This is a genomic window from Sphingobium sp. CFD-1 (genome assembly GCF_024611115.1).
Taxonomy (GTDB): domain Bacteria; phylum Pseudomonadota; class Alphaproteobacteria; order Sphingomonadales; family Sphingomonadaceae; genus Sphingobium; species Sphingobium baderi_A.
The window spans coordinates 1,762,512-1,776,776 of the sequence record NZ_CP084398.1 but is presented as its reverse complement, the minus strand read 5'-3'; the positions used below and the strand labels follow the sequence as shown (position 1 = coordinate 1,776,776).

Sequence of the window (14,265 nt, the reverse complement as noted above, 5' to 3'; positions counted from 1 at the left end):
CAAAGGCCGCCTGCGCATTGCTCGCCCACCTAACCGATCGGCAGGCGGCGGGTCGCAGCCCATATCGACAGAGCGGCAGCGCTGAACGCGGCTCCCAGCAGCGCCACGCCTTGCCAGCCCGCCAGGGCGTAGATCATGGTGGAGGTGAACGCTCCGGTCGCGCTCCCTATGGAATAGAACACCATGTAGCCGCCAACGAGGCGGCTGCGCGCTTCGGGATGGCGATTGAGAATGATGCTCTGGTTGGTGACGTGGACCGCCTGCACGGCAAGGTCGAGAAGGACGACGCCGACGAGGAAGATCGGGATCGAGCGCGGCAGAAAGGCAATCAGTCCCCATGATGCCAGCAGCAGCAGGAGCGATACGCCGCTTGTCCATTGACCCCATCCCCGATCCGCGAGCTTGCCCGCTCCGGTCGCCGCCAGTGCTCCGGTGAGGCCGACGAGACCGAACAGGCCGATCTGTGTGTGCGAGTAGGAAAAGGGCGCGGCGCTGAGCGGCAACACCAGCGCGGTCCAGAGCGTGGCGAATGCCGCGAAGATGAGCATCGCCAGGAGACCACGAACGAGAAGTGTGCGGTCTGTCAGGAAAAGGACCGGCGTGGAACGAAGGATTGTCCCATAGCTGTCGGTGCTGCCTGATGATCTGCTCGAAGGAAGGACACGCGAGAGAAGGATGACCATGGCGAGCGTCAGAGCGGCGGAGGTCATATAGACTGCCCGCCAGCCTCCGAGATCGGCCAGAAGTCCGGCGACGAAACGCGCTCCGAGAATGCCGATGACGATGCCGCTGGGCACGATGCCTACGGTCGCGCCGCGTTCCTCGGGCCGCGCCAGAGTCGCGGCGAAGGCAACGAGGATTTGGATGACGACGGCCATCAGGCCCATCGCCACGAGGCTGACGAACAGCACCGCCGCCGATGCCGCCAGTGCGATCGAAACGAGGGCGATCACCGACAGGATGCCCTGACAGACGATGAGTCGGCGGCGATCGACAATATCGCCGAGAGGGACGATGAAGATCAGCCCCAGGCCGTAGGCGATCTGGGTCAGCGTCACGACGAGGCCGATGGTGGCCGGTGCAGTCTCGAAATCCCGCGCCATCGTGTCCAGTAATGGCTGCGCGTAATAGGTATTGGCGACGCTGAGGCCGGCGGCGAGCGCGAACAGCCACGTCGTGGTTCTGGACAACCCGGTGTCGCGCGGAATGGCCGTGGTCGGCGCCGGGCCGGTGGCAGGCGCATATTCGCGCGGAGGCGTTCCTGTTTCATCACGAGGCTGCATCGGCATCCTCCCGGATGGAAACGGGCGAGACAGAAGCGGGAATGGCCGGTCCCGCCTCCCGCGTGAGTTCTCTCCAGCGGGGAAAGGCTTCGCGCGCCGCGACCAGCGCCGCGATGAGTGCATCTTCGTCCTCGTCCGTGTGAAGCGGTGTCGGCGTGATGCGCAGCCGCTCGGTCCCGCGCGGCACGGTGGGATAGTTGATCGGCTGAATGTAGATTCCATCCTCGGCCATGAGCCGGTCGGTGACGGCTTTTGCGAGCGCTGCATCACCGATCATCACCGGCAGGATATGGCTTGGACTCGGCAGGACCGGGAATCGTTTGCGAGCATCTTGGCCTTGAGCGAGGCCGCGCGCCTCGCGAGCGCAACGCGCGCCGAGCCATCTTCCCTCACATGACGAAGGGCGGCGCGGATGCCCGATACGACCGAGGGCGGCAGAGCGGTGGAGAAAATGAAGCCGGGAGCATGGCTGCGGACGAAATCGACCGCATCGCGACTGCCAGCAATATATCCGCCGATCGCGCCGAAGCCTTTGCTGAGCGTGCCCTGGAACATGTCGATGCGGTCGAGCAGGCTGTCCCGCTCCGCCACGCCGGCCCCGCGCGCGCCATAGAGGCCGACCGCATGCACTTCATCGACATAGGTGAACGCGCCATGCCGCCGGGCGACGTCGCAGATCGCCTCCATGGGGGCGAAATCGCCATCCATGGAATAGCAGCTCTCGAAACATATGATCTTGGGCCGGTATTTGCAGACGGAAGCGATCTTCCGTTCGAGATCGCGCCAGTCGTTATGTCTGAAAATCCGCTTGTCGGCGCCCGAGTGGCGAATGCCCTCGATCATCGACGCATGGTTGAGTTCGTCGGAAAAGATGACGCAGCACGGCAGGAAACGGCCAAGCGATGACAATGCGGCGTCGTTCGCCACATAGCCGGATGTGAACAGCAAGGCGGATTCCTTGCTGTGCAGGTCGGCCAGTTCCCGTTCGAGCAGAACATGCTCATGGGTTGTCCCTGAAATGTTGCGCGTGCCGCTCGCGCCCGCGCCGTATTGCTCCAGCGCAGTCGCCGCCGCGCGAATGACGTCTGGATGAACACCCATCGCCAGATAGTCGTTGGAGCACCAGATGGTGACACGGCGGCCCGCCCTGTGGTCGTAGGCATGGATGCCGCTGCGCGCATCCCGTTCGAGATCGGCGAAAATCCGATAGCGCCCCTCGCGGCGCAGGGTTTGCAGCGTTTCGGCGAAGCAGGATGCGAAATCGAAGCCGTTCATGGGTTCCATCAATCAGATTGGGTGGCGACATGCGCCGTCATCGGAAAAAGACACATCTCCTCCGCGCCGGCCTGCCGTGTGCGCTCCAGCACCCGGTATGTGCCCGCGACGGCGCGGCGTAGCGCGGTTTCAAGGTCCATGCCCTGCGCGACATGAGCGGCGACCAGGCCGCTCAGGAGATCGCCGGTCCCGCATGGGCGGATCGGCAGGCGCGGCGTGGCGATCCGCGTCGTCAGCCCGTTCGCGCAAAGCACCGTCTCGAGCTGGCCATCCGGCGTATCGGCAAGCGTGCATCCGGTTGCGATCACGGCCAGTCGCTCGCCGTGCGCAATGCGGTCGCTCGCCGTCAGCAGCCCCGCCGTGTCACGCGCCTTCATCCCGGCCAGAAGCTCCAGCTCGAACTGGTTGGGCGTGATGATCGAGGCGAGCGGGACGAGCCGGTCACGGAATATGTCGGTCAGGCCGTCCGCGACGAAGATGCCGAGATCCTCGTCGCCCATGACGGGATCGCAGAGATAGACGAGGCTCGGATTGCGTGTCCGGGCGTCGGCTACGAAGCGGGCCACATGCCCGGCGATCTCCGGCGACCCGAGATAGCCGGTGAGCAGCACCGTGGCGCGTTCGACCAGCCCGCGTTCCTCGACCCCGCGCAGCAGGTCCGCCACAAGTTCGGCGTCCAGCACCGTGCCCCGCATCGTGGGGTAATGGGGATGATTGGAAAGGAGCGCCGTGGGAACGGCGGCCACCGTCACGCCTTCGGCCTGCATGGGATAGACGGCGGCGCTGTTGCCGACATGGCCGTGGACGACCTGGCTCTGGATCGAGATGACCAGCATCAGGCGGTCCCCGCCGCGCCCGGCCAATAGTGGGAGTCGGGAAGCGGCCGCGCGCCGAACACCGCCTGTCCCACCCGCACGATGGTCGCGCCTTCCTCGATCGCCCAGGCATAATCGCCTGACATGCCCATGGAGAGGTCGGCAAGGTTCGCGCCTTGCGGGGCGTCGGCCAGCGCGCGGTCCCGTATGCTGCGCAGCACACGAAAGCAGCGGCGCACCTCGGCTTCATCGGGCGTGAAGGTGGCAAGCGTCATGAACCCCCTCGGGCGCAGCGCGTCGAAGGCGGAGAGTTCGCGCAGAAACGCAGGCACGTCGTCGGGCGTAAGACCATATTTGCTGGCTTCGCCCGATGTGTTGACCTGCACCAGCACGTCGAGGCCGTGCCCGAGATGCTGGAGACGCTTTTCGAGTGCTGTCGCGAGAGACAGGCGGTCGAGCGATTGCACCTCATGCGCGAAGCGCAGCGCATCCTTCACCTTGTTGCTCTGGAGATGGCCGATCATCGACCAGCGGACAGGCTCGCCGGTGAGCGCCTGCGCCTTGCCGCGTCCCTCCTGCACCTTGTTCTCGCCAAGGTCGGTCGCGCCGGCGCGGATCGCATCCAGCACACGTTCGGGCGGTACGGTCTTCGTCACGAGGACGAAGCGCACCGCATCCGGCGAGCGTCCCGACCGGATCGCGGCGTCGGCGATCTTCTGCCGGACGGCTGCGAGGCTGGCGCCGATGTCAGCCATCTGCTCTTCCCTCGACCGGCCAGGCTTCGGTCAGCCGGCGAACCCGGTCGCGCACCGATGGATCGGGCTCGTGTCCGGCCCGAAGCGCGCCGAGCACTTCAAGGATCAGCGCGCCCACCTCGCGGAACGCCGCTTCGTCGAAGCCCCGCGAGGTCGCGGCGGGCGTGCCGAGACGGATGCCGGAAGTGACGGTCGGCGGCAGCGGGTCGAACGGAACCGCGTTCTTGTTGGCGGTCAGGCCGAAGCGCTCCAGCGCTTCGACCGCCGCCTTGCCGGTGACGCCGAAGGGCCGCAGATCGACCAGTAGGAGATGACAGTCGGTCCCGCCCGTAACGAGGCGCAGCCCCCCCGCGATCAGCACATCGCCGAGCGCCCGCGCATTGGCGACGACGGCGCGGGCATAGTCGCGGAACGTCGGTTGCAGGGCTTCATCGAAGCTCGCGGCCTTCGCGGCGATGACGTGCATGAGCGGGCCGCCCTGCGTGCCGGGAAACACCGCCTTGTCGATCTTCTTCGCCAGGACGGAATCTTCTGTGAGGATAAGGCCCCCACGCGGTCCCCGTAGTGTCTTGTGCGTCGTGGACGTGACGACATGCGCGTGTGGCAAGGGATTGGGGTAAAGTCCGGCGGCTATCAGCCCGGCATAATGCGCCACGTCCGCGACCAGCCAGGCGCCCGCCGCATCGGCGATGGCGCGCATCCGCGCGAAGTCGATCCCGCGTGGATAGGCGGACCCGCCAGCGAAGATCAGACGCGGTCTGTTCTCGCGGGCAAGGCGCTCCAGTTCGTCATAGTCGATCCGTTCGTCGTCCTCGCGCACGTTATAGGGAACGACTTCGAACCAGCGTCCAGACAGGCTGACCGGCGATCCGTGCGTCAGGTGGCCGCCACAGGCGAGATCGAGGCCCATGATCCGGTCGCCTGGATCGAGCAGCGCGAACAGCACCGCGATATTGGCGTTGGCGCCCGAATGGGGCTGCACATTGGCGTGCGCCGCGCCGAATAGCCGGCAGGCCCGGTCTATGGCCAGTTGCTCGACCTTATCGACCGCTTCGCAGCCGCCATAATAGCGCCGGCCCGGATAGCCCTCGGCATATTTGTTGGTGAGGATCGAGCCTTGCGCCGCGCGCACGGCCGCGCTGACGATGTTCTCCGATGCGATCAGTTCGATATGATCCTGCTGCCGCCGCGCTTCCTCCCCGATGGCATCGGTGAGTGCGGTGTCCATCCCTGTCGTCATTGTTCCAACCCCTGCAACCATTCCGTGAGCATCCTGCGCGCGGCATCGCGCAGGGCTGGTCCGTGGCAGACGGCCTCGTCGCGCAAGCTTCGCGGGTCGATGCCGACCGAGGCCAGTTCGGCTGCGTGGCCGACGAGCCAGCGTTCGATCCCGGCGCAGGCGTCCACCTCGGGATGGAACTGGAGTCCGAGGACGTTGCGGCCGAGCGCGAAGCCCTGCGCCGCGCAAAGCGGCGTCGTCGCAAGATTCTCGGCACCTTCGGGGATTTGGAAGGCGTCGCCGTGCCAGTGCAGGACGGAGACGCCTTCCAGATGCCGGAGCGGCCCAACCCGTCCGGCATCGGTCAGGGTCAGCTCCGAAAAGCCGATTTCCTTGTGTCCGCTCGGCGCGACCTTCGCGCCGAGCGTCGCCGCGATCTGCTGCGCGCCGAGGCATATGCCCAAAGTCGGACATCCCGCCTCCAGCCGTGCTTCCAGAATCTGCCGTTCCTCGGCCAGGAACGGATAGGCGTCGGTCTCATAGACCCCCACCGGGCCGCCAAGCACGATGAGCAGATCGGCAAGCGGCGGATCAAGCGTCCAAAGCTCATGCACACCGAGATCGTAATAGTGAATCCTGTAGCCGGCCGCCGTCAGCACGGCCTCGAAGGTTCCGAGATCCTCGAAATGGATGTGCCGGATGACGACCGCCGTCTTGAGCATGGCAGGGGCTCCTCTCGACATGGCGGTCAGCGCAGTGCCAAAAGATCGGCGCCGTGATTGATGTGATAGACCGATCCGGCGATGACGAGCGCGGGGACGGACTTCACGCCGGCCTGCTCGGCTTCCTCGATGCGGCCTTTGCTCTCGCCCAGGTGGACGATCTCGACGTCATAGAGGTTCCTGTCGAGGGCGCCGGCAAATCGCTGCTCGGCATCGACGCACACCGAACATCCGGCGTGATAGAACACTGCCTTCTCAGCCATGCTCCGTTCCTTCTCTCTCGGCCACGGCGGGATTGCGGTGGCTGGTCCCCCATGCAATAGCTTCTATCCGGCCTATTAAGGAGGGCCGGTTCGGAAAAAAGGGATAGGCCGGATTGAAAAAGCGCGCCGACATCTCGATCGAGCTGAAGGAAGACGGCGGACAGCCTGTCTTTCTCAACCTCTCCGCGACGCTCATCCGCGAGATCGAGCGCGGCCGCCTGAAGCCCGGCGACGCCTTGCCCGGCACCCGCACGATGGCGCGCAATCTCGGCGTTCACCGCAACACGGTCGATGCGGCCTATCATGAACTGACCATGCAGGGCTGGCTCATCTCCGAGCCGTCGCGCGGCACCTTCGTCGCACGCGACCTGCCGGACATCACCCAAACCGGCGGCAGGACGCGCAAGTCCGTTCCGGCCAGGACCGTGGTGACGGGAAAAAGCCCGCCTCCGCTGCGCGTATCGGACGGCGCGCCGGATTCCAGGCTCATGCCGCGTGCCGAACTGGCGCGGGCGTTCCGCCGTGCGCTTTCCGCTCCCGCTTTCCTGTCGGACGGGGGCTATGGCGATCCGCGCGGCGCGATCACGTTGCGAACGGCGCTTGCTGACTATCTCGGGACCGAGCGCGGTCTGGCCGTATCGCCCGACGATCTGCTGGTGACGCGCGGGAGCCAGATGGGTCTGTTCCTCGCCGCTTCCGCCATCATCGAACCCGGAGAGGCCATTGCCGTCGAGCAGCCGGGCTATCCGCTCGCCTGGGCGGCGTTCCGGGCGGCGGGAGCAAGGGTGATCGGCGTGCCCGTCGATGGCCAGGGAATCGACGTGACCAGTCTTGAGCATCTTGCGGGCCAGGAGCCTTTGCTGAAGGCGGTCTATGTCACGCCCCATCACCAGTATCCGACCACGGTGACGCTGGGCGCGGGCCGCAGGCTGAAGCTGCTCGATGTCGCGCGCCGTCGCGGACTGACGATCATCGAGGACGATTATGACCACGAATACCGCTTCGATGGCCGTCCCGTGCTGCCGCTGGCGGGACGCGCCGAGGCTGAACTACCGGTTATCTATGTCGGCTCGCTTTCCAAGCTGCTCGCGCCGGCCGTCCGCGTCGGATATGTGACGGCGCGGGCTGACCTGCTCACCCGCATGGCCTATCGCCGCGAAGCCATCGACAGACAGGGCGATCTTCCGCTCGAACAGGCGCTCGCGAGTCTGATCGAGGACTGCACCCTTCGCCGGCATGCGCGCAAGGCCCGCCGCATCTATCAGACGCGGCGAGACCATCTTGCTGGTGAGTTGATCGATAGGCTCGGCGATGAGGTAGCGTTCGATGTTCCTGCCGGCGGCCTCGCGATCTGGCTCCGGCTGCGATCCGGCCTCAGCGCCGAGACATGGGCAACCAACGCCCATCGCGCGGGTCTGGCGGTGACGCCCGGCTTGCAGTTCGTGCTCGAAGCCGCGAATGCGCCCGAGGCGTTTCGGATCGGCTATGCCAGTCTCGACGAAAAGGAACTGACGCGCCTTGTCGGGCTGCTCGCGCGCACGCGGCCGTGATTGCGCTAGATGCTGCGGGTGTTTTCGCCCTCCCATGAGATCACCTTCGGCTCGATGGCGAAAGCCGTGCGGCCATGGCAATGAGCGCGACTATACCTGCGGCCATCAGCATCCAAGCCTGAGAGAGATCGTCGAACCTGTCTCTTATGAGACCGGCGATGAACGGCATGGCGCTGGCGATAATATAGCCACCCCCCTGAACGAAAGCGGCCAGGTCTCCGGCCGTGATCGGGTTGTCCGCATGGTCAAGCGTCACGATCAACGACAGCGGGAACAGCGCGCCGATGCCAAGGCCGAGAAGAATGATCGCCGGGAACGCCAGTCCGATCGGCGCAAGGATGAGGCATGCGAGGCCAGCCAGCACGCAGAGAAGAACGGCGACCAACGGAGCGCGACGATCAGGGAAACGCCCTATGAGGGTCGAGACGCCAAGCCCCGAGACCACCTGCGTAATCGTCATGCCCGCCAACAGATAGCCGCTCATATCGCGGCTTTGGCCAAGGCTCATGTAAAATGGAGGAAGCCACGCCAACACAAGTGTATAGGCGCCTGTGCCGATGCCGAAGAAGATCAGCAACAGCCAAGCCCGGCGCTGGCGATGGAACGACTTCGGTGTGTGTTCTTGCTTCCGGGCCTGCTCGGCGTCCGGGTGGGTCAACCAGCAGACCAGCGCCGCGATGGCAGGCACGGACCAGATTGCCAGAGAGAATGGCCAGCCTCCTGCCCGTGCAAAGCCGGCGGCAGTTGCAGCCGCCAGCGCAGCTCCACCCATGATGCCGGTGGTGTAGAGGCCCATCGCTCTGCCGGTGCCCGCACCGAACCAACGCTTGACGACGGCCGGAACCATGGCCTGAACGATGGCGATGCCGAGGCCGGCACATGCCGCCGTGACAAACATGCCGAACGCATCATTCCAGACCCATCGGGCAGCACAAGCCACAGCGATCAGGATGATGCCGACGGCAACGCCTCGCTTGTCGCCGAGCCAGACGCGCAGATACGGCCCCGTAAACGCTCCAATCCCCATCAGGAAAACCGGCAAGGTCGTCAGCATCCCGGCACCGGCTGAGTTGAGCCCGGTGGACTGCTCTATGAGGTCGAGTAACGGGCCAAGCCCTGCCATTGCAGGACGCAGGTTCAGCGCGACCAACACGACGAGAAGAAGGGCAAGAGATTGTTTCTGCATTACCGAGCCCTCCGGCTGACCAGCACTATGCCGGTGAGAATCAGCAGGAAGGCTAGCGGCAGGATGGACGGAACCGTCTCGCCCAACCATAGGACCGCCAGAAGTTGGCCAGTCGCCGCGCCAATCCATCCGATCTGGCTAAGACCGACCGGCCCGCTGAGCCTCTGGAGCACGAAATAGAGAATGTAGGTCACGGCGATGATGACGATCTGTGCGCCAAGGAGCACGATGCCGACGCGCGGTGTTGCAGGCACAAGCGGAGCATGAATTGTCATCGCGCCGATACCCACCATCACGTCGGCCGTCAGGAGCATCGCTGGAGCTAGCAGGCGCGGCGATGTATCGCTCGGCCAATCAACGGTCCTGTAGATATTGCCCATTGCAATGATGATCGGAGCGATCAGGGCAAGTGCGACCCATATCGCGCTGGTATGGCCACCAGCCGGTCGTGAGGTTGCGAGCAGCACCGCGCCGCAAAGGCCGAACAAAATGCCCGCAATGCCCTTCACCGACAGACGGTCGAGCTTGAGGGGTAGCGCCAACCCGTAAGTCAGCAAAGGCGGGAAAGCCAGGCAGAGGGCGATAAAGCCGGCACCGACATGAGGAAGCGCAGCGAAGGACAGCATGTTCGGCAGGGCGAAGCTGAGCAGGCCGGACAGCAGTGCATAGCGCCTCAGCGCGAGCGACAGCCTCGGCCTTTCTCCCGACAGACCGGCGAGAATCGCGAGCACTAACCCGCCGCCCAATGCCGACCAGAAGAGGAAGGCGAGCGGATGCCAGCCGTGGCGAATGGCGACGCCGGCAATAACGGTCGTGAGCCCAAGCAGGCCGCCGGTTGAAAGAAGGCATAGAAGGGTTGTTGGCGCGGTTGGCGCAACAGCACCCGCCGCACCCAGGATGAGCGCGTTCCTCATTGTCGTCCTTGAATTTCTCGGCAACGCAAACGGTCGTTGCCATTGTGAACCTTGCGATCTACAATCTTTTTGAAAAGTATCTTGCTGTCAAGAGATAATGATGATGGAACTACACACCCCCGGAGATCGGGCCGCGCTGGCAGCCCACCAATGGCAACGCGAGCGGCCCGACATAGACGCCTTTCCCATGGAAGTGATTGGCCGGCTTACGGAGTTGGCGCAGGTCGTGACGCGCGACCGCCTCAATCCCTTCTTCGTCGACTTCGGCCTTCAGAACGGCGAGTTCGATGTGCTCGCAACCTTGCGTAGGTCAGGCCCCCCCTATGCGGTGACGCCGACGACTCTCTATGAGGCCGCTATGATCTCGTCTGGCGGAATGACAGCGCGGATCGACCGGCTGGAGAAAGCCGGCCTCATCGAGCGGCTCAAGCATCCGACCGACCGGCGCGGAACACTCGTGGCATTGACCGACAAGGGTAAGTCGCTGATCGACGGGATGCTTCCCGCTCATGTCGAAAATGAGCGGGCGATACTCGCAACGCTGAGCAACGAGGAACAGGTCGTGTTCAACGGATTGTTGGCGAAACTGCTTCGAGGGCCAACCTCACAATCCTAGCCCCCGCTGCCGTCCCAATTGCCACGATACCGATCCGCCCTGCACGACGCCCGCAACCTCTCGGCCAAGCTGGCGGTCGATCACCGGCCGCCACGGCACAAGCGTGAACTCGTGACTCTGTTCGACGATGGCGAACTTGCCGCTCGATAGCTGCACGGTGCCGGTGAACTTGCCGCCAATCTTCTCGCCGCCCGCCGTCGCCCTGAACGGCAGAGCCTTGCTCTCGGCCATTTCCGCGCCGACGCGGGCGACTTCACGCTCGCGCAGCGTGGCGAGAAGGCCGCGCCGGTAGAAGATGCGGCCGTCCCGCGCGTATATGGCGTCACCCTGTTCGATATGATGCTCGCGGCGCTGGTCCATAGCATCGCGGACCTGTTGCCCGAAACCGGCCGGAGCGAGATCCGAGGCGTCGGGTGTAACCAGCCGCCGATCAAGCCAGGTCGCGCCATCGGACCCGATCTGGCTTTCCAGATTGAAGGTCGAGATGACGCGGATACTGGCCTGCCGGTTGCGGCCAGCATCATAGGCGGCGGCGCGGCTCTCGAAATCCTCGGGGATGCGCCACTGGTCGGCGTCGATCCGCTCGACGATCCCGGCACGGCGCAGCGCCTCCAGCCGGCGGACATGGGCATCGACAAAGCCCTCATAGTCGCCGTCCGGCACGCGGCCGTCGAACTTCGCCTGTTCCAGATGGCGGCTCGGTCGATAGACGCCATCCTCGGCGATGGCGGCAATAGCGCGGTCGGATGGCCGCTGCGCCGTGTCGGCCGGGCCGATCTCGATGATGCTGCCGATCCGGGCATCGTCGACGCGCGCCGGGTCGATGCCCGGAACATGATGGGTTCGACCGTCGATCCCGTCCACCACAAGGGTCAGGTTCTCGCCCATCTCGTCGGTGAGATATTTGTCCACGACGCGGCCGACGATGGGCGTCTCGGGCGCGGCATCATGAAGCTGGAAGGTCATCGGATCGCGCTCCAGCCCGTCGGCCTTCAGCGCCTTGTGCATATTGCGGATGATGTCGCTGCGTTCGCCCAGTTCGCGCAAGGTCGGCTCCATGCGCTCGCTCAACTCCCAGACGCCCGGCGCGTGTTCGGTGGCAAGGCCCATCTGCTCCAGCTTACCCAGGCGGCGCAGGCGTAGCGTCCGGTCGAACTGGCGACGCGGATCGTCGGGTTCATGGCGCAGGTCGATGAAGCGTTCATCGGCTTCCTCAGTCATGGCCCGGTCGATGCGGGTGAAACGGTCCTGATCGACTTCGGCCGAGAGCTTACGGGTCTGCTCGATCTCAGTGACGGGACCAAGCTCCAGCGTGGTCAACTCGCTCGCCCGCTCGCGGATGCCATTGGCGAGATAGTCGCCGTTGATGACGAGGTTCTCGCCCATGTCATCCTTGCCCCGAACGATGACATGAACATGGGGATGGCCGGTATTGTAGTGATTGACCGCCACCCAATCGAGTTTCGTGCCGAGGTCGGTTTCGATCTGGCGCATGAGGTCGCGGGTGTGTGCGGTCAGGTCGGTCAGGTCCGCGCCGTCTTCCGGCGAGACGATAAACCGGAATTGGTGGCGATCGTCTTTGCCGCGATCAAGGAAGGCGTCGCCGTCGGCGCGGTCGTCAGCCGCGGAATAGAGCTGGCCGCGCTCGCCGTCGCGGGACGTGCCGTCGCGCTGGATGTAACGCAGATGGGCGGCCGCCTTGCCGTTCTTCCCGGCCTGCTGGACGTAGCGGGTTTTCACGACGACGCGGCGCATTCCCGGCGTGCTGTGCTTCCAGCCGCCCGACAAGGTGCGGGCACGCACGAACGACGCGCCGCGTCCACGCTTGAGGCCCGGCCCGCTGCTCCCCCGCGATGCCTTGCCGCCCTTGGCTGTGGCTGACGATCTGGAGCGTGGCGAGGATGATGCGGATGACCGCGACGGGCTGTTGCTGTGTTGGCGGGCGAGTTTCTTCGCCTGCGTCAGAAAGCTCTTGGCCTTGCCAAGCTTGGGGGCATCAGCGCGGATGCGGCCGGGCTTCGGCCGGAAGCGGTTCTCGTCGTCGGCGCTCATGGCTGCGCCTCCGGCCAAAATCGCGGAAAATCGGGCGTTCGGCGGCCATGGTGCCGGTCGAAACCCAGCAAAGCCAGGGCTTTGCGCAAGATCACGGCTCGCGCCGTCCAAAAACGGGGTGCCGCTCGCGGCGCACCTAACCAGTGTGCAGACAACAACAATTTCAGAAATCCGGCCAGCGGAGTGCCGGTTTCCTTTATCTTGCCCTCCCTTCCTGCCTTCTCTTCTGCCCTTCCTGCCGGGTTTCCAGACAGGAAGAAGCCTGCCTGGCTGAACACCGGATCAGAACGCGCCGAGCGCGGGAGTGCGCCTCTCATGGCGCTCCCCCGTCGTCGGCGCGGGCCACGAATATGCTGCCGGTCGGCGGCTCCGTATCGACGGCATCGCGCACCGGAACGGTCGCGCGGATGCCGCCGGATTGCACATCGGATGACGGCGCGGCGGCAATTCGCATGTCGGTCGAGCGCGCGACGAACAGCGGAGCCGCGCGCCAGTCGGGCGGCGGTGGCGGCGCCGGGCGCGCTGGTTCGGATGCAACCGAGCCGCCCAGAGCCGGCGCGAGTGCGGCGACATAGGCGCGCGTCTCAGCGGGCAAGGCGCGGCCGGTCGTGCGATGTTCGTCGTAGCGGCCGGGACCGGCATTGTAGGCCGCGAGCATCGCGGCGACATTACCGTAGCGGTCCCACATTTCGCGCAGGTAAGCCGCGCCCGCCATGATGTTGTCGCGTGGATCGTAGGGATCGCGACCGAGGCGATGGCGGACGCGCAGGCCCGCCCAGGTGCCGGGCATGACCTGCATTAATCCCATCGCTCCGGCCGACGAGATCGCGCGCACATCGCCCGCGCTCTCGGCGCGCAGCACCGCGCGAATCCAGTGTTCGGGAATGCCGAAGCGCTGCGAGGCTTCGGTGATGAAGCCGGCATAGGGATCGGTGGGATTGGCGCGCGCAGTTGGTGCAGCCTGCGCCGATACCGCGACCGGACAGGCTCCGACCGTGAGCACGCCGGCCAGCAGGAGACCGGCATATCGCACGATCGCCCTGCCTCCGTTCGACCTCCAGCCTGCCAGCGTGCTCGCTGCGGCCAAGGGTGCGCGCGAAGCGCCGGCCAATGGCCGCCCTTGACCTGCGCTGCGCGCCCCGGCCGTCCGGTGGCCGAGCGGGACGACGGGATGAGACGGCTTTTCCGCGAACAACGGGATGAGGGTTTTGAGCGCGGGGATGGCGCGGTATCGCGCGGTTCTCATGCCCGCTCCTCGCGCGGCTTCGGGCGGTTCCAATGCAGCGACCATGACGTGCCCGCATCGTCATCGCGGAACAGATTGGCGCGGATCGGCTGCGACAAAGCAGGATCGTCCAGCAGCACGGACAGATAGTCACCGGCCTTCTCGCCGGTGCGTTTCCACGCCGCGCCGATCTCCGGCCCTGTTTCGTTGCTCATGCCGTCGAAGAGGTGAACGCGATAATCCGGTGCGTTCTCCGCATCGGCCGGTTCCGCCGCGACGATGATGATGTCCTGATGCAGCAGGAGCGTTCCGAGGTTTCCGATGAAGCCGGTTGCCTCGCGTGTGAATTGACCGATCTGGGGCATGACAGTCTCCTTGGCGGTGCGGTTG

At 65.3% G+C, this 14,265-nt stretch carries 13 protein-coding genes and 1 pseudogene; 2 read left to right on the top strand and 12 right to left on the bottom strand.

Annotation, left to right across the window (positions count from 1 at the left end; all coding sequences use genetic code 11):
• Nucleotides 1–29 precede the first annotated feature (29 nt).
• The 7 genes and pseudogenes from LDB26_RS09055 to LDB26_RS09025 all read right to left on the bottom strand — a co-directional run bounded on the left by LDB26_RS09055 (nt 30) and on the right by LDB26_RS09025 (nt 6,332).
• On the bottom strand, nt 30–1,283 hold the full coding sequence (locus tag LDB26_RS09055; RefSeq protein WP_257541787.1) for an MFS transporter: 1,254 nt from the start codon (nt 1,281–1,283) through the stop codon (nt 30–32).
• Nucleotides 1,270–2,558, bottom strand: a pseudogene (hemA, locus tag LDB26_RS09050) (5-aminolevulinate synthase). The gene LDB26_RS09055 and the pseudogene hemA overlap by 14 nt, the downstream one beginning before the upstream one ends.
• Before the next feature lie 8 nt (nt 2,559–2,566).
• On the bottom strand, nt 2,567–3,394 hold the full coding sequence (pdxY, locus tag LDB26_RS09045; protein ID WP_257541785.1) for a pyridoxal kinase: 828 nt from the start codon (nt 3,392–3,394) through the stop codon (nt 2,567–2,569).
• Nucleotides 3,394–4,128, bottom strand: a complete 735-nt coding sequence (locus tag LDB26_RS09040; protein WP_257541783.1) for a YggS family pyridoxal phosphate-dependent enzyme — start codon at nt 4,126–4,128, stop codon at nt 3,394–3,396. Before LDB26_RS09040 ends, pdxY begins: the two co-directional genes overlap by 1 nt.
• Nucleotides 4,121–5,389, bottom strand: coding sequence for a serine hydroxymethyltransferase (glyA, locus tag LDB26_RS09035; protein ID WP_373886181.1), 1,269 nt, complete (start codon nt 5,387–5,389; stop codon nt 4,121–4,123). Before glyA ends, LDB26_RS09040 begins: the two co-directional genes overlap by 8 nt.
• Complete coding sequence (locus LDB26_RS09030; protein WP_257541778.1) at nt 5,365–6,069, bottom strand: glutamine amidotransferase; 705 nt, start codon at nt 6,067–6,069, stop codon at nt 5,365–5,367. The genes glyA and LDB26_RS09030 overlap by 25 nt, the downstream gene beginning before the upstream one ends.
• Before the next feature lie 26 nt (nt 6,070–6,095).
• The gene (locus LDB26_RS09025; RefSeq protein ID WP_257541776.1) at nt 6,096–6,332 is read right to left on the bottom strand and encodes a thioredoxin family protein; all 237 of its coding nucleotides are present in this window, start codon (nt 6,330–6,332) and stop codon (nt 6,096–6,098) included.
• A gap of 113 nt (nt 6,333–6,445) precedes the next feature.
• On the opposite strand from LDB26_RS09025, the gene LDB26_RS09020 reads away from it, so the two are divergent.
• On the top strand, nt 6,446–7,882 hold the full coding sequence (locus LDB26_RS09020) for a PLP-dependent aminotransferase family protein (RefSeq protein ID WP_257541774.1): 1,437 nt from the start codon (nt 6,446–6,448) through the stop codon (nt 7,880–7,882).
• Between the two features lie 40 nt (nt 7,883–7,922).
• Here the strand turns inward: LDB26_RS09020 and LDB26_RS09015 are convergent, their stop codons facing one another.
• Together LDB26_RS09015 and LDB26_RS09010 are read right to left on the bottom strand one after the other, a co-directional pair.
• Nucleotides 7,923–9,068 carry an MFS transporter gene (locus tag LDB26_RS09015; protein ID WP_257541772.1) on the bottom strand — a complete coding sequence of 382 codons (1,146 nt, stop codon included), beginning with the start codon at nt 9,066–9,068 and terminating at the stop codon, nt 7,923–7,925.
• Complete coding sequence (locus LDB26_RS09010; protein WP_257541770.1) at nt 9,068–9,982, bottom strand: DMT family transporter; 915 nt, start codon at nt 9,980–9,982, stop codon at nt 9,068–9,070. The genes LDB26_RS09015 and LDB26_RS09010 overlap by 1 nt, the downstream gene beginning before the upstream one ends.
• Nucleotides 9,983–10,079: 97 nt before the next feature.
• On the opposite strand from LDB26_RS09010, the gene LDB26_RS09005 reads away from it, so the two are divergent.
• Complete coding sequence (locus tag LDB26_RS09005; protein WP_257541767.1) at nt 10,080–10,598, top strand: MarR family winged helix-turn-helix transcriptional regulator; 519 nt, start codon at nt 10,080–10,082, stop codon at nt 10,596–10,598.
• Here LDB26_RS09005 and LDB26_RS09000 read toward each other — a convergent pair.
• The 3 genes from LDB26_RS09000 to LDB26_RS08990 form a co-directional block, all read right to left on the bottom strand.
• Nucleotides 10,587–11,708, bottom strand: coding sequence for a DUF3363 domain-containing protein (locus LDB26_RS09000; protein WP_257542037.1), 1,122 nt, complete (start codon nt 11,706–11,708; stop codon nt 10,587–10,589). The genes LDB26_RS09005 and LDB26_RS09000 overlap by 12 nt on opposite strands.
• Nucleotides 11,709–12,963: 1,255 nt before the next feature.
• The gene (locus LDB26_RS08995; protein WP_257541764.1) at nt 12,964–13,896 is read right to left on the bottom strand and encodes a lytic transglycosylase domain-containing protein; all 933 of its coding nucleotides are present in this window, start codon (nt 13,894–13,896) and stop codon (nt 12,964–12,966) included.
• Entirely contained in the window at nt 13,893–14,240 is a 348-nt protein-coding gene (locus LDB26_RS08990; protein WP_257541762.1) for a DUF736 domain-containing protein, read from the bottom strand. Before LDB26_RS08990 ends, LDB26_RS08995 begins: the two co-directional genes overlap by 4 nt.
• Nucleotides 14,241–14,265 lie beyond the last annotated feature (25 nt).